We start from the raw sequence: 19,434 nt of genomic DNA on the forward strand, positions 1-19,434 counted from the left end.
CCGACCGATCCGGAACATCCGCCTGATCAGTCCGGAACGTGGGCGTACGCCGAGGCCTGCAGTGTGTAGAGCTCCGCGTACAGGCCGTCCAGCTCCATCAGCGTGCCGTGGTCGCCCTGTTCGATCACCCGGCCGTGGTCGAGGACGTAGATCCGGTCGGCGTGCCGGACACTGGCCAGCCGGTGGGTGATGAGCAGCACCGTACGGCCGTCCGCGTGCGCCCGGATGCGCTCGAAGAGGGAGTGCTCGGCACGGGCGTCCAGCGCGGCGGTGGGCTCGTCGCAGATGAGCAGGGGAGCGTCCCGGTAGAAGCCGCGGGCCACCGCCAGGCGCTGCCACTGCCCGCCGGACAGCTCCGCGCCGCCGTCGAAGCGGCGGTCCAGCAGGGTGTCGTAGCCGTGCGCCAGGTCGTCGATGACCTGGTCGGCGCCGGCGGCGACGGCGGCCTGCTCGATCGCGTGGTCGCTGCCGGGCCGGCCCATCGAGATGTTCTGCCGGGCCGTCATCGGCCAGTGCGTGTGGTCCTGGGCGATGACCGCGATCCGCCGCCGGAGCTGGTCGGGGTCGACCCGCCACAGGGAGGTCTCGTCCCAGCGCACCTCGCCGCCCTCGGGGTCGTAGAGGCCCGCGAGGATCTTGGCGAGCGTGGTCTTGCCGGAGCCGTTCTCTCCCACCAGGGCGACGACCTCGCCCCGCCGGATCTCCACCGACACCCCGATCAGCGACGGCGTCTCGGCCCCCGGATAGGTGAAGGTGACGTCGTCGACGGTGATCCGCTCGAAGCCCTCCGGGACGGGCTCGCCGGGCGCCTGTTCGGTGCGCGGCTCGGGCACGGCCACCCGCTCGGCTCCCGGCGCGCCGTCGTCCACCGGTGCTGTGCGGTCGCCCACCGGCGTGGCGCCGTCGCCCCTGGGCAGCCGGCGTTCGGCCTCGGCGCAGAAGCCGAGATAGTCGCTGAAGTACAGGCCCTCCTCGTAGCAGCGGTTGATGGCGTACACGAGGTTGGCCAGCGAGGTCTGGCCGGTCCGGATGGCCAGCACGGCGGTGCCCGCCACGGCGAGGGGGACCTGGCCGCGCCACAGCAGGAGGCCGAGGGAGATGTAGACGATCGCCGTCGCCACGCCCTTGAGCACGTCCCCGGAGAGCCGGGCGAGCATCTGGCGGCGGGCGACGTCGAGTTCGGCGTCCCGTACGCGCGCGGCCAGCCGGACGTACTGGTCCAGCAGGAAGTCGCGGACCGTGAACGACCGCACCTCGGCGGCGTGCCGGCGCTGGGTCATCAGATCGGACAGGATCCATTTGCGCCGCCTGGTGGAGACCAGGGTGAGCATCGTCATGTAGCGCAGCCGGGCGGCCCGGACCGAGGCCCAGCCCTCCGGGAGGGCGGTGGCCAGCAGCAGCGGGAGCAGCAGGGGGTGCAGCACGCCCAGCGCGCCCGCGGCGGCCACCATGCCGACCGCGCCGGTGAGCACGTCGATCGTGTAGCTGACCATGCCGGGAGCGGCCTGCATGCCGCGTCCCTCGGCCCGTTGCATGCCGTCGAGGAAGTCGGAGTCGTCCAGCGCGGTCAGCTCCACCGCGGTGCAGAGCTCGAACAGCCGGATCTCGACCAGCCGGTCGACCTGGGGTTCGAGCCGTGACTGGGCCCATCCGGCGGCCGCCTGGAGACCGGCTCGCAGGGCGGTGGCCACCCCGACCAGGATGAGCGACGGCAGCGATGCACGGACCCGGTCCGGAGTCGGGCCGGCGGCGAACAGCGCGTTCAGCACCCCGGTGGTGGCGAGCAGGCCGAAGGCGGTGAAGATCCCGGCCAGCAGGTTGAGCGAGAGGGTGACGGCGGTGTCGGCCCGGCTGGCCTGCCAGGCCAGCCGCAGCGCCTGGCCGATCAGGGCGGGCAATCGGCGGGCCACCGTGACCACGCCGGTCTCGGCGAGCTCACCCGTGCGGGCGGTCCATCGGTGCTCGGCGAGCTTCGGCCCTTCGACCTCCTGCGGAGTGCGGTTGCGAGCGCGCCCGCGGCGCCACCGGCTGAACAGCCCCCCGTGCATGCCCATGCGGACCCTCCGGTTCGTGTGTCCCCCTCCAGCAGTGTGCACCGCGAGGAGGACGGGCTTTAGGGCAAATCTCACACAGTGTGGCTACGAGGTGAGGCTTGACGTCATGCACGGGAGCGACGCGCGGACATGGCTGGGTTGTCTATGTTTGCTGCATGAACGACGGCCGATCGGAGCAGTGGGTCAAATCAGAGCGCGGGGACCGCATGGCCGGGGCACCGGCGGCGGCGCCCTGGCAGGGCGGCGGGCAGCCCGGATCCGCGCAGCAGCCGGCCCGGCGCCGGCGGCGCCGCTGGCCCCGGGTGCTGCTCGGCGTGGTGGTGGTGCTGGCTGTCTTGATCGTCGGCGGCTACTTCTACCTAGACTCCCGGCTCAACCGCGAGAAGGCGCTGGTCGACTACGCCGGCCGGCCGGCCGACACGCCGGGCACCAACTGGCTGATCGTCGGCTCCGACAGCCGCGCCGGCCTGTCCAAGCAGCAGCGCCGGGACTACGCGACCGGCAGCGCCGCCGGCCGCCGCACCGACTCGATGATGCTGATGCACACCGGCGCCGGCGGTACGACCCTGGTGAGCCTGCCGCGTGACTCCTACGTCCCGATCCCGGGGCACGGGTCCAACAAGCTCAACGCCGCCTTCGCGTTCGGCGGGCCGCAGCTGCTCGTGCGCACGGTCGAGCAGGCGACCGGCGTGCACATCGACCACTACGCGGAGATCGGCTTCGGCGGCTTCGTGGGCGTCGTGGACGCGGTCGGCGGGGTGCGGATGTGCATCAAGCAGCCGATGAAGGACCGCAAGGCCGGCCTGAACCTCAAGAAGGGCTGCCAGACGCTCAACGGCGGCGAGGCGCTCGGCTATGTCCGCACCCGGGCCTCCGCGGGGGCCGACCTGGACCGGGTCGCCCGCCAGCGGCAGTTCTTCGGCGCCCTGATCAGCAAGGCGACCAGCCCCGGCGTGCTGCTCAACCCGTTCAGCAGCATCCCGATGGCCCTGCACGCGACCGACAACTTCTCCGTCGACGAGGGGGACGACCTGTCCGATCTGGTGGGTTTGATGTGGTCGATGAAGGGGGTCAACTCCGGCGACGGCGTGACCACCACGGTGCCGGTGGGCGGATTCGGTTCCTCTCCCGCCGCGGGCTCGTACCTGGTCTGGGACCGCACCAAGGCGGCACAGCTGTTCGGTGCACTCAAATCCGACACGAAGGTGCCCGCGAACGTCGTCACGCGCTGATCCGGCGGCCGAGTTGGCGCGGTCTTTACGCGGCGCCTACGCCGCCGGGACATGGAACAGGGAATGACTCTCGGTAGTCAACCGTCTACCGAGAGTGCAGGGGCATCCTGATGAAGAAGTATGCCAAGTGGGGGTCCATCGCTTTCGTGCTGTGGTTCATGATCAGCCGGCCGAGCGAGGCGGCCGGCGTCGTCCACGGCACCTTGGGTGGTCTCGGCGGAGCGGCGAACCACCTGGGGCAATTCGTGAGTTCCATCCCGTAAGCCCGCGATACGGCGGTCACTTCGTCACCGTCGGTTAGCCCCGTGCCGCACCCCGGCGCGGGGCTATTCTGTTGTCACTCTCACATGTTGGACTGGTGGTCACATGAAACTCTCTTTAAGGGCAGAATCAGATGGGCACAACTGAATAGGGTCAGTGTGTCACTGCGTAACAAGGGGACGGCGACTGATGAAGAAGAACCTCCGCTACGTGGCCATCGCTTTCGTAGTCTTCTACCTGCTCAGTCAACCGACAAACGCTGCCGGCGTGGTCAACAACGCTTTCAGCGCGCTGGCTGACGCCGGTACGTCGCTGGCGCAGTTCGTGAACCACCTAGGGGCATAGGTGCACACCTAAACCTGAGTTACGGTCATCCCATACCGGCCCAGGCCGCGAGTGGAGACCATGTCGTTAAGATCGGTCACATGTCTATCTATGACGTGGAGATCGAAGGTCTGCAGGGTGGTTCCGCTGATCTCGGGCAGTATCGAGGCAAGGCCGTGCTGGTGGTGAACGTCGCCTCCAAGTGCGGCCTCACTCCTCAGTACGCCGGGCTGGAACGCCTGCAGGAGAGCTATGCCGGGCGCGGCTTCACCGTTCTCGGCGTTCCCTGCAACCAGTTCATGGGCCAGGAGCCGGGCACCGCGGACGAGATCGCCCAGTTCTGCTCGGCCACCTACGGCGTGACCTTCCCGATGACCGAAAAGGTCGACGTGAACGGTCCGCAACGGCACCCCCTCTACCAGGGGCTGGTCGGCACGCCCGACGTGTCCGGTCATACCGGGGACATCCGCTGGAACTTCGAGAAGTTCCTGATCGCCCCGGACGGCACCGTCGCGGCCCGCTTCGACCCCCGCACCGAGCCCGACTCCGACGACCTCGTCGGAGCCATCGAGAAGACCCTGCCCGCCTCCGCCTGACCCCGCCCGGCCCGCCGGATCCCTCGGCGGGCCGTATCACCCGCGCGCGGCGATGGAGCGGCCCGGCGCCACCGGTCCCGGTGACCGGTCCCGGGCGACCCGGTGCGCCGGATCCGAGGCGTGGGACCGGTCATGGGGTCCAGAGCGCCTGGTCCGGGGTATCAGGTCTGGGGCACCGGGTCCGGGGTGCGGGGCAGGGAGAAGTCGGGTCCGGAAAGCCTGGTCCGGAGTGTCCGGTCCGGGGTGTCGGGTCCGGAACCTCGGCTCCGGCACGACCGCTCTGATCCAACCGTTCCCACCCGAGTTGTCCGGCACGACGGTTCCGGCGCAACCGGGTCTGACACAACTGGTCTGACGGAGTGCTCTGACGCGCGGGCCCTGACGCCCAGCGGTCCCGGGCGAGTGGTCACACGGAAAAGTCCGACAGGAAAGTTCTGGCGCAACGAGAGTTCTGCCACAAAAGGTCTGGCATGAGCGGTCTGACACAACTGGTCTGACACAACTGGCTGACACGAGTGGCCAGAGGTCAATGGTCTGACTCAAGAGGTGGTTCCATGGGCTGGACGGCGGCGGACATCCCCGATCTGACCGGGCGGCGCGCGATCGTCACCGGTGCCAACAGCGGCATCGGCTATCACACCGCGCTCGAACTGGCCCGGCACGGCGCCGAGGTGGTGCTGGCCTGCCGCAGCGCCGAACGCGGCGGCGCGGCCCTCGACCGGATCCGGGCCGAAGTGCCCGGCGCCTCCGTCACGCTGGGGTCGCTGGACCTCGCCGCCCTCGAGTCGATCCGGGCGTTCGCCGCGGAGCAGGAGGCCCCGCTGGACCTCCTGGTCAACAACGCTGGGGTGATGGCGCTGCCCCGGCGCACCACCGCCGAGGGTTTCGAGATGCAGTTCGGCACCAACCATCTCGGGCATTTCGCGCTCACCGGCCTGCTGCTCGCCGCCCTGCTGCGGGGCCGGGATCCACGGGTGGTCACGGTGACCAGCATGGCCGCCTGGGGCGGTCACCTCCGATTCGACGATCTCCAGGGGGAGTGGCGGTACCGCCGCTGGCCGGCCTACTGCCAAGCCAAACTCGCCAACCTGCTCTTCGCCAAGGAGCTCGACCGGCGCGTCGGCGGCCTGACCAGCGTCGCCGCCCACCCCGGCTACGCCAGGACCAACCTCCAGCAGGCCGCGCCGCGCGAGCTGGAATCGAAGTTCCGGGAGCGGGCGTTCGGAGTCGGCAACGCCCTGTTCGGCCAGCCCGCCGCGGCGGGCGCGCTGCCCACGCTGTACGGGGCGACCGCGCCGCGGGTCCGGGGCGGGGAGACCTACGGGCCACGTGGCCTGTTCCAGCAGCGCGGCCTGCCCACCAGGGTCCGCACCACCCCGCGGGCCGACCGTCCCGAGCTCGCCCGCAAGCTGTGGGAGGTCTCCGAAGAGCTCACCGGGGTCTCCTACGACGCGAAGACCCTGTGAACGAGGCGTTGAACGAGGCGTTGAACGACGCATGAGCCGGGCGCCGGATGGCGTCCGGCACGGCGGGCCGAGCAGGGGGGCCGGGTCTCCGCGGCCGGGTCCCGTCAGGTGACCGGTCCCTGGGCGGGGTCCCAGTCGAGGGTGGGCGGGAGGGCGCCCTCGAGGGTCAGCAGCCACCGTTTGATCTCCAGCCCGGCACCGCCGCTGTAGCCGCCGAGGCCGTTCGTGGCCACCACCCGGTGGCAGGGGACGATCACCGGGACGGGATTGGAGCCCATGATCTGGCCGATGGCCCGGGCGGGCACGGCGGCACCGCTGCGCTCGCCCAGCTCCCCATAGGTCACCGTCCGCCCGAACGGCACGGTCTCGTGCAGGGTGCCGAGCACCTGGCCCTGCACCCGGGAGGTCAGCCGCCAGTCGACCGGCAGGGTGAACTCCTCCAGCCGGCCGGCGAAGTAGTCCGCCAGCTGGGCCAGCACCGGGGCCGTACGCCCGGGGTCCCCGGCGACCGGCAGCCCGAGCGTGCCGGCCGCCCGGGCGCGCTCGGCGGGGGAGTCCCCGAAGTTCATCCAGGCGACGCCGACCTCGGTGACGCCGGCCAGCAGGGGTCCGACCGGGGTGTCGAGGGCGCCGAGGGCGAGCGTGTGGTTCATCGGGTGTTCCTCGCGAGAAAGATGACGACCGTCATCGGGATGACGAAGACGGCGATCAGGGCGGCCAGCACCGCATACGACCAGACTGCCACGATCGCGCCCGCGAGCACGCCGCCGAGGGCCCCGCCGCCGTTCATCAGCAGGTCCGACAGTCCCTGCACGGACGGCCGTCCTTCCGCCGCGATGGAGTCGGTGAGCAGGGCGGATCCGGCGACCAGCCCGCACGACCAGCCGGTGCCGAGCAGGATCAGCCCGGCGGAGAGCTGCCCGACGTCGTGGGCGGAGGCGGTCCCGGCCAGGGCCGCCGCCGCGATCAGCTGCACCGTCCCGAGCAGCAGCACGGGAAGGTGCCCGAGCTGGTCGGCCAGCCAGCCGACCAGCGGGGAGAGGGCGAACATGCCGGCGATGTGCAGGCTGATCACGATGCCGACCACCGTCACGGTGGCGCCCCCGTGGTTGAGGTGCACCGGGGTCATCGACATCAGCGCGACCATCGCGGTGTGGCTCACGACGATGGCGGTCACCGCGACCCGGCCGCCGCGGGAGGCGCGCAGCGTACGCCAGGCCGCGCCGAGGGAGCGGTCCGGGGCGGGGCCGCCCGCGGGCCGGAGCTTCTGGGCCAGGCGCAACGGGTCGGGCCGCAGGCCGGCCAGGATGCCGAGTGCCGCGAGCCCGAAGGCGAGCGCCGCGAGCGCGTACGGCCCGGCCTGGTCGGGCAGCCCGAACCAGGTGCCCACCCGGCCGGCCGGCGCGGCCAGGTTGGGGCCGGCCACCGACCCGATGGTGGTGGCCCAGACGACGATCGACAGATCCCGGGCGGAGTGCCCCGGCCGCGACAGGTCGGTCGCGGAGTAGCGGGCGGCCAGGTTGGCGGTGCTCCCGCCCCCGAAGAGCAGCAGGCCGAAGAGCATGAGCGGCCAGGTCCCGAGGGCGAGGGCGATCGTAGTGATCACGGCGCCGAGCACTCCGCAGCCGTAGGCGAAGATCAGTGCCGTCCGCCGGCCGCCGCGCGCGGCGGCCCGGGCCGTGGGCACGGCCAGGAGCGCGGCGCCCAGCACGGCACTGGTCTGGGCGAGCCCGCCGATCGCGTCCGAACCGGACAGCGACGCGGCGGCCAGTGTGCTGACGGCCACGCCGGTGGCCACCCCGATGCCGCCGAGCACCTGCGTGGCGGTGAGCACCCGGATGATCCGGCGCTGGACGCCGGGTGCCACGGAGGTCTCTGGTCTGTCGTCGGTGACCGCCATGGGCTCCTGTCCGGTTCCCGGAAGTTCACGGGGGATATCGGTTGCTCCCCGGAATCGCCGGGATGCTGCCGAATTCTAGGGCCGTTCGACCTGGTGATCACAGGGTCGGGTGATGGTTCGCGGGCGCCGCCGCCCGGCCGCCCGGCCGTCACCCGTGGGGCGGATCGTGCGGGTGAGCACTCCCGGGGCCGCCGACTCGTCGGTAACCGACTCGTTCGCTTGATGTTCCCTTGCGCGGAACCGGGAGGCGGCTGGGGCGTAGCGCCGCCCCGTCACGCTCTCGGCCGTGAAGGTCGCAATCGTGGCCGAGTCGTTCCTGCCCCGGATCAACGGGGTCACCAACTCGGTCTGCCGTGTCCTGGACCACCTCGCCGCCCGCGGGCACGATGCCATCGTCGTCGCTCCCGCCCCAGGCCCGGACAGCTACGCCGGTTTCCCGGTACGGCTGGTGCCGGGTGCCGCACTTCCCTTCTACCGTTCCTTCGTCGTCGGCATGCCGGGCCGCAGGGTGGAGGACGCGCTGCGCGACTTCGCACCCGACGTGGTTCACCTGGCGTCCCCGCTGGTGCTGGGCTCCTCCGGCGGCGCCGCCGCCCGGCGGCTCGGGATTCCGGCCGTGGCGGTGTTCCAGACCGACATCGCCGGATTCGCCCGCCGGTACGGCTTCCGCGGCACCGACCGCGTCATCTGGTCCTGGCTGCGGCACGTCCACGAGCAGGCCGAGCGCACCCTGGTCCCGTCCATGCCCACCCTGCGGGAGCTGGAGAGATGGGGCCTGCCGCGGCTCGAGCTGTGGGCCCGCGGCGTCGACCAGGACCGCTTCGATCCCCGGCACCGCTCGGCGGCGCTGCGCGCCGAGTGGGCTCCCGGCGGGGAGGTGCTGATCGGCTATGTCGGCCGCCTGGCCGCCGAGAAGAGCCCCCGGCTGCTGGCGCGGCTGGCCGATCTGCCGGGGACCCGGCTGGTGGTGGTCGGGGACGGGCCCGAGGAACAGCGGCTGCGCCGCCTGCTGCCCGGCGCGGTCTTCACCGGCCTGCAGACGGGAGCGCGGCTGTCGCAGATCATGGCGTCCCTCGACGTGTTCGTGCACACCGGGGCCAACGAGACGTTCTGCCAGGCCGTTCAGGAGGCGCTGTCGGCGGGCGTGCCGGTGGTGGCCCCGGCCGCCGGCGGCCCGCTGGACCTTGTCCGGCCGGGCGACAACGGGCTGCTGTTCACCCCCGGGGACGGCGGCGCGCTGCGTGCGGCGGTGGCGACCCTGGCGTCCGACCAGCCGCTGCGGCTCCGGATGGGTCTCGCGGCCCGCCGGTCGGTACGCGGGCGCACCTGGCAGACGATCTGCGACGAGCTGATCGGTCACTACGAGGAGGCGGCCTTCGGGGCCGTGGCGAGGCGGGCCGCGTGAGCTTTCCCTTCGTGGTGTCGGTGCACGATGTCGCCCCCGCGACCGCGGAGCAGACCGCCACCTGGATCACCGATCTGGACGACAGGAAGGTGCCGGCGACGCTGCTGATCGTCCCCGCGGCGTTCGGCGGCGGCCCCGCGCTGCCGGACGATCCCGCCCTCGTGGCGTACCTGCACGCCGCGGTGGGCCGCGGTCACGAGCCGTCGCTGCACGGGTTCCGGCACCGGGGGGTGCCGGGCGGCCCGCGGTGGCGGCGGACGGTCGACCAGGTGCTGGCCCGCGGGGCGGGGGAGTTCTGGTCGCTCACCGAGGAACAGGCCCGGGGGCTGCTGCGCGCCGGCCTGGAGGTGCTGGCGGGCGTGGACATCGGGGTGAGCGGCTTCACGCCGCCCGGCTGGCTCGCCTCGCCGGGCGCCCGGCGGGCCCTGGCCGAGCTCGGTTTCCGCTACTGGACCAGCCAGCTGGCGGTGCACGACCTCGGTGCCGGGGCCGTGCACCGCATGCCCGCGCTGTCGCACCGGCCCGGTGGGGCGGGGGAACGGGCCGGCGCCCAGCTCATGATCGCCGCGGCGCGTTCGCTGTCCCGGCTGCGCAGGCCGTTCCGGATCGCCCTGCACCCCGCCGACCTGGACCACGCCGGGCTGCGCGAGGCCGCCCACGCGGCCATCGAGCTGGCCCTGGCGGCCGGCGGCAGGCCGGTGACCTACGAGACCCTGGTCGTCGGTCGCGGTCCGGAGATGATCAGCGCGTGAGGATCGTGCAACTGGCGAACCTCTACAGCCCCGTGTCCGGTGGCCTGCGCACCGCAGTCGACGCGCTCGGCCGGGGCTACCTCGCCGCCGGGCACGAACGGGTGCTCGTCGTCCCCGGCCGGTCGTACACCCGGCGGCAGACCGAGGCGGGACCGGTCGTGACCGTCCCCGGCCCGTCGATCGCGCCCGGCTACCGTTTCGTCCTCGATCCCCGGCCGGTGCTGCGGGTGCTCGACCGGCTCGAGCCGGACGTCGTCGAGGTGTCGGACAAGGCGACCCTCGCGGTGGCGGCCCGCTGGGCCCGCGGCCGCGGGGTGCGCTCCGTGCTGTTCTCCCACGAGCGGCTCGACGCCATCCTGGCGCCCCGGCTGCCCGGCCTCGTGCCCCGGCCGCCCGTGGAGCGCGTCCTCCGGCAGGCCGCCGACTGCTGGAACCGCAGGCTGGCGGGCGCGTTCGACGCGATCGTGGTCACGTCGGCGTTCGCCGCCGCCGAGTTCGCCCGGGTCGGCGCCCCCGCGCTGCACCGGGTCCCGCTGGGCGTGGACCTCGGCACCTTCCGCCCGCCGCCGGAGGCCGGTCCCGGCCGGGCGGCGGGGGAGGTACGGCTGATCAACCTCGGCCGGCTGTCGGCGGAGAAGCGGCCGGAGCTGGCGCTGGCGGCGGCCGTCGAACTGCGGCGCCGCGGGACGGAGGTCAGGCTGGACATGGTGGGCGAGGGGCCGCTCGGCCCGGCGCTGCGGCGGGCGGCGGCCCGCGCGGGACTGCGGGCCGAGTTCCACGGGCACGTACGCGCCCGGGTCGACGTCGCCCGGCTGCTGGGCAGGGCCGACGTGGCCCTGGCCACCTGCCCGGTCGAGTCGTTCGGGCTCGCGGTGCTGGAGGCCCTGGCCTGCGGCACCCCGGTGGTGGCCGCCGACCGTGGGGCCGCCGGCGAACTGCTGGTGCCCGGCGCCGGGGTCGCCGTCCCCGCCACCGCCGCCGGCTTCGCGGACGGGATCACCGAGGTGCTCGGCTGGCCGGAGGACCGGCGCCGGGCCGGCGCCCGCCGCAGGGCGGAGTGTTATCCGTGGTCGGCCACGGTGACCGGCATGCTCGGGGTGCACACGGCAACGCGCTGACGCGGGGGCGGGCGCCGGGTTCGCCGGGCCGGGGGTACGCTCGTTGACGTGCGACGGTTCTTGACCCCCGGCTGGCTGGGGCTCCATGCGGTGGCGGCGACGCTGTTCGGCGCGTTCCTGTGGTTCGGCTGGTGGCAGTTCCATCGTGCCCTGGAGGGCAACGGGCGGAGCTGGGGCTACACCTTCGAATGGCCGCTCTTCGCGATCTTCGTGGTCGTCATGTGGATCAAGATGATGTACGACGAGCTGCACCCGGAGAAGAAGGAGGCCGCCGAGCGGGCGAAGGAGGCCGACGAGGCCGGGATCGTCACCGCCGCCGAGGTCATCGAGCGGGACGAGCGCGACGACCCCGATCTGGCGGCCTACAACCGCTACCTCGCCCGGCTCCACGCCGAAGGCGGCCGTTCCTGACCCGCTAACGACCCGCTCACTCCGCGATCATGCAATCGTTCGACGATTGATTGCATGATCACGAAAGTGGTCCTCAACCTGCTCGACCGTTCGCCGATCAAACCGTCAGATCGAAGGGGTGTATCTGTGGAAGCGGCCATGAACCGTTACCGCGTGCTGGCCAACGTGGTCGGGGTGGCTCTCGTGCTGCTCGTCGTCGGCATGATCCTGAAGTACACCCCCATCGACAGCCCCGGCATGGCCGGGATCGTCGCCCCCGTGCACGGCGCCCTCTACATGGTCTACCTGGTGACGGCCTACGACCTGTGGCGCCGTACGGGCTGGCCGCTGAGCCGGATGGTGGCGATGGTGCTCGCCGGCATCGTGCCGTTCATGACCTTCGTGGTCGAACGCCGCATCGTCCGGGACGCCAAGGCCCTCGTCGCCCCCGAGCACGCCGCCTGACCGGCCTCGCCCGACCCACCCGGTCCCGCCCGACCGCTCTCACCTGACCGGTCCCGCCCGAACGACGCCGCCCTTCGTGATCATGCAATCCTTCGCGAAGGGTGCTTGAACGACGCAATCTGAACGATGCCGCCGAATCGGTGGACCGCCGTGGCGTGCGCGGATTATGTTTGACTCAGTCAAACAATCTGCCGAGGTGAGCAATGAACGACTCCGTCGCGACGGTCCGGTCTTTCAACCGCTTCTACACCAACGTGATCGGTGTCCTGCACGAGGGACTGGTGCAGACCCCGTACTCGCTGACGGAAGCACGAGTGATCTTCGAACTGGCCCAGCGGGACACCACCGAGGTGCTGGCGCTGCGCCGGTCGCTCGGCCTGGACGCCGGCTACCTGAGCCGCATGCTGAGCCGCTTCGAGGCCGACGGCCTGATCACCCGGGAACGCTCGGCGGCCGACGCTCGGCGCCAGATCATCGGGCTCACCGGGCAGGGCCGCGCCGCGTACGCGATGCTCGACGAACGCTCCGACGAGGAGGTCCGCGCCCTGCTGGCCGGCCGTTCCGGGGAGCAGCGGCGCAGGCTCGTCGCGGCCATGGACACGATCCAGGCGGTCCTGGACGGCGCGCCCGGCGCGGATTCCCGCAAGGACGAGGAGTCGTGTGTGCTGCGCCCCCTACGGCCCGGGGACCACGGCTGGGTGATCCAGCGCAACGCGCTGCTGTACGCCCGGGAGTACGGATGGGACGGGAGCTACGAGACGCTGGTGGCGCGGATCGTCGCGGGCTATCTCGAGAACCGCGACCCCGAGCGGGAGTGCGCCTGGATCGCCGAGGCCGACGGGGAGCCCGTGGGCGGCGTGTTCTGCATGCGCGAGGACGACACGACCGCCCGGCTGCGGCTGCTGCTCGTGGAGCCAGAGGCGCGTGGCAGGGGGGTCGGCGGGCGCCTGGTCGACGAATGCCTCCGGTTCGCCCGGGAGGCCGGCTACACGGACATGGTGCTGTGGACCAACGACGTGCTGGCGGCCGCCCGGCGGATCTACCAGCGGGCTGGGTTCGAGCTGGTCGAGGAGGAGCGGCATCACAGCTTCGGCCACGATCTCGTCGGGCAGACCTGGCGCCTGAGGCTCTGACCGGGCGCGGGTGGCGCGTGGGGGTACGGCCGAGGACCCGAGGTGTTCCGCGGGCGATCCACACGCCGACGAGGCGATGTGGTGCGCCGCGAATGCCCTCGGCCGTACCCGTGCAGGTTCACAACCCGGCACAGGACGTTACCCCCCAATGACCTTCAGTACCCGCAGGTCACGGCGGGGTAAACCAAGGTCAACGAACTATTCGGCCGTGCCCGGGCAGGTGTCACCGCGCGGAAGGGCCCCGGCGGTCACGTTGCCGCCGGGGCCCTTCACGTGAGCGTGCTCCGGGGATCAGGCCGCGATCGTGGCCTCGTTCGTGGCGGCCTCGAGCGCCAGCTCCAGGACCTCACGGACATCGCTGACCGCGAACACCGTCAGCTCCCCGAGGACCCCGGCCGGGACGTCGTCCAGATCGGGCTCGTTCCGCTTCGGGATGAGGACGGTCGTGATGCCCGCCCGGTGCGCGGCCAGCAGCTTCTGCTTGACCCCGCCGATGGGCAGGACCCGCCCGGTGAGGGAGACCTCCCCGGTCATGGCGACGTCGTCGCGGACCGGCCGGCCCGACAGCAGCGACGCCAGCGCCGTGATCATGGTGACGCCCGCGGACGGGCCGTCCTTGGGCACGGCGCCCGCCGGCACGTGGATGTGCACGCCGCGGCTGGCCAGATCACCGACCGGCAGCTCCAGCTCGGCGCCGCGCGACCGCAGGTACGACAGCGCGATCCGGGCCGACTCCTTCATGACGTCCCCGAGCTGCCCGGTGAGCGTCACCCCGGTGTCGCCGGTCTCCGGGTCGGCCAGCGAGGCCTCGACGTAGAGCACGTCACCCCCGGCCCCGGTCACCGCGAGCCCGGTCGCGACACCCGGCACCGCCGTACGCCGCTCGGACTCCTTCAGCGAGATCTCCGGCGTGAACCGCGGCCTGCCCAGGTAACCGGTCAGGTCGTCCTTGCCGATTGCGATCGGCAGGGTGTCCTGCTCCAGGGCCACGTTCGCGGTGACCTTGCGCAGCACCCGGGCGATCGACCGCTCCAGGGACCGGACGCCCGCCTCCCGGGTGTACTCGCCCGCCAGCAGCCGCAGCGCGTCGTCGGAGAACGTGGTCTCCGCCGGCTCCAGGCCCGCCTTCTCGAGCTGCCGGGGCAGCAGGTGGTCGCGGGCGATCGTGACCTTCTCGTCCTCGGTGTAGCCGTCCAGCTGGACGAGCTCCATCCGGTCCAGCAGCGGGCCGGGGATGGCCTCGACGACGTTGGCGGTGGCCAGGAAGAGCACGTCGGACAGGTCCAGCTCGACCTCCAGGTAGTGGTCCCGGAAGGTGTGGTTCTGCGCCGGGTCCAGCACCTCCAGCAGTGCCGCGGTCGGGTCGCCGCGGTAGTCCGCGCCGACCTTGTCGATCTCGTCCAGCAGCACCACCGGGTTCATCGAGCCGGCCTCGCGGATGGCCCGCACGATCCGGCCGGGCAGGGCCCCCACGTAGGTACGCCGGTGACCACGGATCTCCGCCTCGTCCCGGACGCCGCCCAGGGCGACCCGGACGAACCGGCGTCCCATCGCCCGCGCGACGGACTCGCCCAGCGAGGTCTTGCCGACCCCGGGAGGGCCGGTCAGCGCCAGCACGGCCCCGGAGCGGCGGCCGCCGACGACGCCCAGGCCCCGGTCGGACCTGCGCTTGCGTACGGCCAGGTACTCGACGATCCGCTCCTTGACGTCGTCGAGGCCGGCGTGGTCGGCGTCCAGGATCTCGCGGGCCCCCGCGATGTCGTAGGAGTCCTCGGTCCGCTCGTTCCACGGGATGTCCAGGACGGTGTCGAGCCAGGTACGGATCCAGCCGCCCTCGGGGGAGGCGTCGGAGGACCGCTCCAGCTTCTCGACCTCCTTGAGCGCGGCCTCCCGGACCTTCTCCGGTAGGTCGGCGGCCTCGATCCGGGCCCGGTAGTCGTCCTCCTCGTCGGCGGGGTCGCCGTTGAGCTCGGCCAGCTCCTTGCGGACGGCCGCGAGCTGCTGGCGGAGCAGGAACTCGCGCTGCTGCTTCTCCATGCCCTCCTGGACGTCCTTGCGGATGGTCTCGGTGACGTCCAGCTCGGCGAGGTGGTCCCGGGTCCAGCCGATCACCAGGCCGAGCCGCTCGACGACGTCGGTCGTCTCGAGCACCTCGATCTTCTGCTCGGTGGACAGGTAGGGGGAGTAGCCGGAGTTGTCGGCCAGCGTCGAGGGATCGTCGATCTGCTGGACGATGTCGACGACCTGCCAGGCTCCGCGCTTCTGCAGCACGGCGCTGACCAGCCCCTTGTACTCCTTGGCCAGTTCCTTGGCGCGTGCCCCGGCAGGGGGCGTCTCGACCTCGGAGCCCTCGACCCACAGCGCGGCGCCGGGGCCGGTGGTCCCGGTCCCGATCCGTACGCGGGTCACGCCGCGCACGACCGCGCCCGGCTCCCCGCTGGGCAGCCGGCCCTCCTGCTCGATCACGCCGACGGTGCCCACCGCGGCGTACTTTCCGTTCAGCCGGGGCACGAGCAGAACCCTCGGCTTCGACTCCGACCGGACGCCGGTTCCGTAGGGGGCCCGTGCCGCCTCCACCGCGGCTCGCGCCTCGGCGTCGGACAGGTCGATCGGCACGACCATGCCGGGCAGCACGACCGTGTCGTCCAAGGGCAGAACCGGAAGCGTCAGGGTCTCACTCATACTGTGCTCCTCTCGAGGACCCAACCAACGGGTTGAGTCATACACACTCAAGAAAGCGGAGCTCGGTTTTGTTTCCGCCGCGTGTTCGCTGAGAGCGATGCGGCCGTGGAGGTGTCCTGTCCCTTCCGCGTGAAGGTTGCCCGGATCGACCTTGCTGACGTCTGTGTTCGTCGGCCGGTCCCAGCCGAGTTGGCGGTGTCTCAGCGATGTTGGCGGTGTCTCAGCGATCTGGACGGGTGACGTGCCGATTCAGGTGGCATGGCCAGTGCCCGGTCGGAGGTTGCAGGTCTCACCGATGAACGTCGATCCCGGCAATGACGGTCTCCACCCCCATGCGGAACGCCTCGGATTTGTCGATGGGCTTCTGGGCGTTCCACTGTGCGAGCCTGGGCAGCTCGCGCAATATTTCCGCTGACTCGGCCGGGTCCGCCGGTGGTGGACTGCTCTGCTCCTGCAGCACGAACCCTGTCACGAATCCCATGAGCGTGTCGCCGCCGAACGCCGCCGTGTCCAACGCGAGCCCGTCTTCGGCCGCGAGGCGGAGGTAGGTTTCGGCCTCACGCAGCGTGATCGGTGACAGCGGTGCATATCCGGCGATCAGCCGTGCCGCGTCCCGGTGGCGCAGCATCGCCGCTCGCAACCGGAATGCCGTGTCGCGCAGGTGATCGCGCCAGCCGGCCGGAGTGCCGGTGGCCGGCTGGTCGAGGTGTGTCTCCGCGAGGATGCGCCCGGCGAGTGCCACCAGGACCTCGTGTTTGCCGTGCACATGCCAGTAGAGCGCTCCGACCCGTACGCCCAACTGATCTGCGATCTTGCGCATGGTCAGGGCGTCAAGGCCTACGGCGTCGAGCACCGCGAGCGCGGCGTCGATCACATCGTCTCGGTGAATGCCCACATCTGTTCACCTCCCACGGCCGACGGTCGGTTGCCTTCCGAAGCAGCCCACGACCAGCATAGTTGAACTAAGCTCAGGAGAATTGAACTAAGCTCAGGAGGCACGGTGAGAATGGTCATGGCAAGCGCGGGTTTGATGCTCGTCGGCGCGTGCATGCTGATCTTCGTGGTGCTCCACATAGTCGACAGGCGGACGGATCCGGTCGAGCGCACGTTGTCGGAGTACGCACTGAACGACGTCGGCTGGCTGTTCCCGGTCGCGGTGTTCGCCGTCGCGGCGGCAGCCGTGCTGCTCGCGGCAGGTCTGCATCAATTCGCTCCGCGAGCGCCGGCGGCGGCGCTCGTCCTGCTCACCGTGTTCGCGGCGGCGATGACGGTGACGGGTATCGTCCGCACCGATGCGATGGACCCCCGCGCGGACGACGTCGCGATGAGCGCCTCGGGCGGTGTTCATGCCTCGGCCGGGTTCGTGGCGATCGTCTCGTTGTGCGTTGCCGCACCCATGCTCAGCAGCGCGTTGGCCGGCCTTGGCGCGTCACGGATCGGGGCAGAGCTCATCGGTTGGCTGCCGGCGTTCGGCGCGGCGGTCTTCGCCGTGACCGTCGTTGCGCGCGGGCCGATCGAGCGGTTCTCCGGTCGCGTGTCCCTCCACGGCATCGGCGAGCGGTTTGGACTCGGGGGATTCATCATCTGGATCGCGTACGCGACGCTGACGCTGCTGACTGCGAAGACAACGCGCATGTGACCCCGGTGGCCTGGTTCGCCGACCACGACCAAATGCCCATGACGCCGATGTCGGATCTCCTGCCGCTTAAGCGTCGGCCCGGGCTCTTGCGCGCGATGACACGGTCACTGGTTCTCGGGCTGGTCGGATTCGTGGTCGGCGGGTTCGCGGCGGGTTCGTCGTTAGTCGTTGGCGATCACAACACCGCCGCCATCGTCGACCATGCCGGCCAGGCCCAGCAGGACCGGGCACCTGCTCGAGGCCGGGTGCGGGACCGGGAAGGCCACGCTGCCGCTCGCGCGGATGGGTTTCCGGATCACCGCGATCGAACTCGGCAACGCCCTGGCAGCGCAGGCACGCCACCGCCTTCGACCTTGTCTACGCGGCCACCGCCTGGAGATGGGCCATGGCCTGGCGAGCGAGGTCGGCGGCCTGGATACTCCGCCATCGCCCGCTGCTCGAACGCGCCGTCACGCCTAAGCACCCCTAGCGCACCTGGGACGGAGCGGTTACCCGCCTTGATGGGCGGGCCCGGCGGATGTGACGATGAACATCCCCGAGGCCGGAGCGCTCATGGATCGCATGGTTCTGTCGCCGAAGATTCTGCGTCACCTCGACTTCGGTAAGCCGTCCGCCGAGCGGGACATCGGGCGCGGGCTGGAGAAGTACTTCGTGGAGTCGGCGGCGTACCAGCGGGTCAGCTCCGGGGACAAGACCATCGTCCTGGGAAACCGCGGCGCGGGAAAGAGCGCCATCTTCCAGGTCCTGGCGAAACGGGAACGCGACGCCGGCAGCAACGTCATCGAACTCTCTCCCGAGGACTACTCCTACGAGCTCCTGAGCTCCACGATGGCGGCCGAGAACGCCGGCTCGTGGGTGAAGCAGGGAGCCTACGCGGCCGCCTGGAAGTACCTGATCTACGTCCTGGTGATGAAGGAGCTGTCGAAGAAGGGACTGCGGCGCAAGGGGGGCGGGGCGGCCATCCACGAGTACCTGCGCGACAACCACGCCAACAGCCATATGGGCACGCTGTCGCTGCTCATCTCCTACCTCAAGCGGCTGGAGGGCCTCAAGATCGGCCCGGTGGAGGCCGGGCTGCGCACCCAGGCGCTCGATCGGCTCTACAAGCTGGAGGAGATCCACAAGCTGCTGCCCTCGCTGCAGCGGGTGCTGGACGGCAGGCGGGTCGTGGTGCTGGTCGACGAACTCGACCGTGGCTGGGACTCCTCGGAGGACGCCGTGGCGTTCGTGGCCGGGCTGTTCCAGGCCTGTGTCTCGATCAACGGCCTGCACCCGAACCTGCGGGTGTACGTGTCGTTGCGGCAGGAGCTGTACGACGACATCCCGGCTCTCTACGAGGACGCGCAGAAGCACCGGGACCTGCTGGAGACGATCCACTGGTCGGAGGACTCGCTGCTGGAGCTGATCGCCAAGCGGATCCGCTACTCGGCCCGGGAGCAGGGCTACGCGGGCGAGATCCTGGAGCGGGCGGACGACGCCGCCTGCTGGGGCGCGGTCTTCGCCGACTCCTTCAAGTACATGATCGACAGGACGTTGTACCGGCCCCGAGAGATCATCGAGTTCTGCACCGGGACCCTGGAGGCGGCGCGGGACCGGATCGAGAAGCTGCCGGTGCCGTACGAGTCCGTCCGCCGGGCGGAGGACCGGTATTCGGCGGACCGCGCCAAGGACATCGCCGCCGAGTACCGGTTCCAGTATCCGGGCCTGCTGGCGGTGTTCGAGGTGTTCCGCGGGCGCAACCGGACCTTCGGCCGCGACGACCTCGAACTGCTCTGCCTCGAGCTCGCCACCGGTGACGTCCCCACCCCGGGGACCTCGTCCTGGGTGGCGGCCAGGGAGCCGGACCACCTGATCGAGGTGCTGTGGCAGGTCGGGTTCCTGACGGCCCGGCCGATCGGCGGCGACAGCACGTACTTCGGCGTGCACCAGGTGCAGCGGCTCAACCTGACGGCGGTACGCCACTTCCAGGTGCATCCGATGTTCCACGCCTACCTCGGCCTCGCCGACAAGTGACCCA

Annotated in this window: 20 protein-coding genes; 14 read left to right on the top strand and 6 right to left on the bottom strand. The window is 71.2% G+C overall.

The features are described from left to right. Nucleotides 1-26 precede the first annotated feature (26 nt). A complete protein-coding gene (locus ACRYCC_RS19705) occupies nucleotides 27-2,054 on the bottom strand; it encodes an ABC transporter ATP-binding protein (RefSeq protein ID WP_433814089.1) in 2,028 nt (675 codons plus the stop codon). 155 nt (nucleotides 2,055-2,209) lie between these two features. Between ACRYCC_RS19705 and ACRYCC_RS19710 the strand changes: the two genes are divergently transcribed. The 5 genes from ACRYCC_RS19710 (at nucleotide 2,210) to ACRYCC_RS19730 (ending at nucleotide 5,933) form a co-directional block, all read left to right on the top strand. Then, nucleotides 2,210-3,286 carry an LCP family protein gene (locus tag ACRYCC_RS19710; RefSeq protein WP_433814090.1) on the top strand — a complete coding sequence of 359 codons (1,077 nt, stop codon included), beginning with the start codon at nucleotides 2,210-2,212 and terminating at the stop codon, nucleotides 3,284-3,286. Nucleotides 3,287-3,396: 110 nt separating this feature from the next. Continuing rightward, entirely contained in the window at nucleotides 3,397-3,549 is a 153-nt protein-coding gene (locus tag ACRYCC_RS19715) for a hypothetical protein (RefSeq protein WP_433814092.1), read from the top strand. Between the two features lie 187 nt (nucleotides 3,550-3,736). Next, a complete protein-coding gene (locus tag ACRYCC_RS19720) occupies nucleotides 3,737-3,892 on the top strand; it encodes a hypothetical protein (RefSeq protein ID WP_433814094.1) in 156 nt (51 codons plus the stop codon). Between the two features lie 80 nt (nucleotides 3,893-3,972). Next, nucleotides 3,973-4,467 carry a glutathione peroxidase gene (locus ACRYCC_RS19725; RefSeq protein ID WP_433814096.1) on the top strand — a complete coding sequence of 165 codons (495 nt, stop codon included), beginning with the start codon at nucleotides 3,973-3,975 and terminating at the stop codon, nucleotides 4,465-4,467. A gap of 554 nt (nucleotides 4,468-5,021) precedes the next feature. Beyond that, the gene (locus ACRYCC_RS19730) at nucleotides 5,022-5,933 is read left to right on the top strand and encodes an oxidoreductase (RefSeq protein ID WP_433814097.1); all 912 of its coding nucleotides are present in this window, start codon (nucleotides 5,022-5,024) and stop codon (nucleotides 5,931-5,933) included. Between the two features lie 104 nt (nucleotides 5,934-6,037). On the opposite strand, the gene ACRYCC_RS19735 is transcribed toward ACRYCC_RS19730, so the two are convergent. Beyond that, nucleotides 6,038-6,586: a methylated-DNA--[protein]-cysteine S-methyltransferase gene (locus tag ACRYCC_RS19735; protein ID WP_433814099.1), complete on the bottom strand. Its 549-nt coding sequence runs from the start codon at nucleotides 6,584-6,586 to the stop codon at nucleotides 6,038-6,040. Next, on the bottom strand, nucleotides 6,583-7,833 hold the full coding sequence (locus tag ACRYCC_RS19740; RefSeq protein WP_433814101.1) for an MFS transporter: 1,251 nt from the start codon (nucleotides 7,831-7,833) through the stop codon (nucleotides 6,583-6,585). The genes ACRYCC_RS19735 and ACRYCC_RS19740 overlap by 4 nt, the downstream gene beginning before the upstream one ends. Before the next feature lie 286 nt (nucleotides 7,834-8,119). Between ACRYCC_RS19740 and ACRYCC_RS19745 the strand changes: the two genes are divergently transcribed. The 6 genes from ACRYCC_RS19745 (at nucleotide 8,120) to ACRYCC_RS19770 (ending at nucleotide 13,096) form a co-directional block, all read left to right on the top strand. Further along, nucleotides 8,120-9,238, top strand: a complete 1,119-nt coding sequence (locus tag ACRYCC_RS19745; protein WP_433814103.1) for a glycosyltransferase family 4 protein — start codon at nucleotides 8,120-8,122, stop codon at nucleotides 9,236-9,238. Then, on the top strand, nucleotides 9,235-9,990 hold the full coding sequence (locus ACRYCC_RS19750; protein WP_433814104.1) for a DUF2334 domain-containing protein: 756 nt from the start codon (nucleotides 9,235-9,237) through the stop codon (nucleotides 9,988-9,990). The genes ACRYCC_RS19745 and ACRYCC_RS19750 overlap by 4 nt, the downstream gene beginning before the upstream one ends. Next, on the top strand, nucleotides 9,987-11,108 hold the full coding sequence (locus ACRYCC_RS19755) for a glycosyltransferase (RefSeq protein ID WP_433814106.1): 1,122 nt from the start codon (nucleotides 9,987-9,989) through the stop codon (nucleotides 11,106-11,108). Before ACRYCC_RS19750 ends, ACRYCC_RS19755 begins: the two co-directional genes overlap by 4 nt. Nucleotides 11,109-11,156: 48 nt before the next feature. Then, nucleotides 11,157-11,519, top strand: a complete 363-nt coding sequence (locus tag ACRYCC_RS19760; RefSeq protein ID WP_433814107.1) for a hypothetical protein — start codon at nucleotides 11,157-11,159, stop codon at nucleotides 11,517-11,519. 138 nt (nucleotides 11,520-11,657) lie between these two features. Next, nucleotides 11,658-11,963 (top strand): DUF3817 domain-containing protein, encoded by a 306-nt coding sequence (locus tag ACRYCC_RS19765; protein WP_433814109.1) that lies wholly within the window; start codon nucleotides 11,658-11,660, stop codon nucleotides 11,961-11,963. 203 nt (nucleotides 11,964-12,166) lie between these two features. Beyond that, nucleotides 12,167-13,096 (top strand): bifunctional helix-turn-helix transcriptional regulator/GNAT family N-acetyltransferase, encoded by a 930-nt coding sequence (locus ACRYCC_RS19770; RefSeq protein ID WP_433814111.1) that lies wholly within the window; start codon nucleotides 12,167-12,169, stop codon nucleotides 13,094-13,096. Between the two features lie 291 nt (nucleotides 13,097-13,387). On the opposite strand, the gene lon is transcribed toward ACRYCC_RS19770, so the two are convergent. Next, nucleotides 13,388-15,778, bottom strand: a complete 2,391-nt coding sequence (gene lon / locus ACRYCC_RS19775) for an endopeptidase La (protein WP_433814113.1) — start codon at nucleotides 15,776-15,778, stop codon at nucleotides 13,388-13,390. A 289-nt stretch (nucleotides 15,779-16,067) separates the two neighbouring features. Then, nucleotides 16,068-16,652 (bottom strand): TetR/AcrR family transcriptional regulator C-terminal domain-containing protein, encoded by a 585-nt coding sequence (locus tag ACRYCC_RS19780; RefSeq protein WP_433814115.1) that lies wholly within the window; start codon nucleotides 16,650-16,652, stop codon nucleotides 16,068-16,070. A gap of 132 nt (nucleotides 16,653-16,784) precedes the next feature. On the opposite strand from ACRYCC_RS19780, the gene ACRYCC_RS19785 reads away from it, so the two are divergent. Further along, the gene (locus tag ACRYCC_RS19785) at nucleotides 16,785-17,417 is read left to right on the top strand and encodes a DUF998 domain-containing protein (protein WP_433815020.1); all 633 of its coding nucleotides are present in this window, start codon (nucleotides 16,785-16,787) and stop codon (nucleotides 17,415-17,417) included. Nucleotides 17,418-17,578: 161 nt separating this feature from the next. Here the strand turns inward: ACRYCC_RS19785 and ACRYCC_RS19790 are convergent, their stop codons facing one another. Beyond that, nucleotides 17,579-17,716 (bottom strand): hypothetical protein, encoded by a 138-nt coding sequence (locus tag ACRYCC_RS19790; protein WP_433815051.1) that lies wholly within the window; start codon nucleotides 17,714-17,716, stop codon nucleotides 17,579-17,581. Between ACRYCC_RS19790 and ACRYCC_RS19795 the strand changes: the two genes are divergently transcribed. Then, nucleotides 17,700-17,876, top strand: coding sequence for a hypothetical protein (locus ACRYCC_RS19795; RefSeq protein ID WP_433814117.1), 177 nt, complete (start codon nucleotides 17,700-17,702; stop codon nucleotides 17,874-17,876). The two genes, ACRYCC_RS19790 and ACRYCC_RS19795, sit on opposite strands and share 17 nt — an antisense overlap. Nucleotides 17,877-17,969: 93 nt before the next feature. Then, nucleotides 17,970-19,430, top strand: a complete 1,461-nt coding sequence (locus ACRYCC_RS19800) for a P-loop ATPase, Sll1717 family (RefSeq protein WP_433814119.1) — start codon at nucleotides 17,970-17,972, stop codon at nucleotides 19,428-19,430. Nucleotides 19,431-19,434 lie beyond the last annotated feature (4 nt).

This window comes from Actinomadura scrupuli, from assembly GCF_050971785.1.
GTDB lineage: Bacteria > Actinomycetota > Actinomycetes > Streptosporangiales > Streptosporangiaceae > Actinomadura_E > Actinomadura_E scrupuli.

Bases quoted from the DNA above. Each gene is read 5' to 3' on its own strand.
- lon (WP_433814113.1), bottom strand. From the start codon at position 15,778: ATGAGTGAGACCCTGACGCTTCCGGTTCTGCCCTTGGACGACACGGTC.
- ACRYCC_RS19785 (WP_433815020.1), top strand. From the start codon at position 16,785: ATGGTCATGGCAAGCGCGGGTTTGATGCTCGTCGGCGCGTGCATGCTG.
- ACRYCC_RS19765 (WP_433814109.1), top strand. From the start codon at position 11,658: ATGAACCGTTACCGCGTGCTGGCCAACGTGGTCGGGGTGGCTCTCGTG.
- ACRYCC_RS19710 (WP_433814090.1), top strand. From the start codon at position 2,210: ATGAACGACGGCCGATCGGAGCAGTGGGTCAAATCAGAGCGCGGGGAC.
- ACRYCC_RS19725 (WP_433814096.1), top strand. From the start codon at position 3,973: ATGTCTATCTATGACGTGGAGATCGAAGGTCTGCAGGGTGGTTCCGCT.
- ACRYCC_RS19705 (WP_433814089.1), bottom strand. From the start codon at position 2,054: ATGGGCATGCACGGGGGGCTGTTCAGCCGGTGGCGCCGCGGGCGCGCT.
- ACRYCC_RS19730 (WP_433814097.1), top strand. From the start codon at position 5,022: ATGGGCTGGACGGCGGCGGACATCCCCGATCTGACCGGGCGGCGCGCG.
- ACRYCC_RS19800 (WP_433814119.1), top strand. From the start codon at position 17,970: ATGGATCGCATGGTTCTGTCGCCGAAGATTCTGCGTCACCTCGACTTC.
- ACRYCC_RS19735 (WP_433814099.1), bottom strand. From the start codon at position 6,586: ATGAACCACACGCTCGCCCTCGGCGCCCTCGACACCCCGGTCGGACCC.
- ACRYCC_RS19770 (WP_433814111.1), top strand. From the start codon at position 12,167: ATGAACGACTCCGTCGCGACGGTCCGGTCTTTCAACCGCTTCTACACC.
- ACRYCC_RS19720 (WP_433814094.1), top strand. From the start codon at position 3,737: ATGAAGAAGAACCTCCGCTACGTGGCCATCGCTTTCGTAGTCTTCTAC.
- ACRYCC_RS19715 (WP_433814092.1), top strand. From the start codon at position 3,397: ATGAAGAAGTATGCCAAGTGGGGGTCCATCGCTTTCGTGCTGTGGTTC.
- ACRYCC_RS19795 (WP_433814117.1), top strand. From the start codon at position 17,700: ATGGGTTTCCGGATCACCGCGATCGAACTCGGCAACGCCCTGGCAGCG.
- ACRYCC_RS19740 (WP_433814101.1), bottom strand. From the start codon at position 7,833: ATGGCGGTCACCGACGACAGACCAGAGACCTCCGTGGCACCCGGCGTC.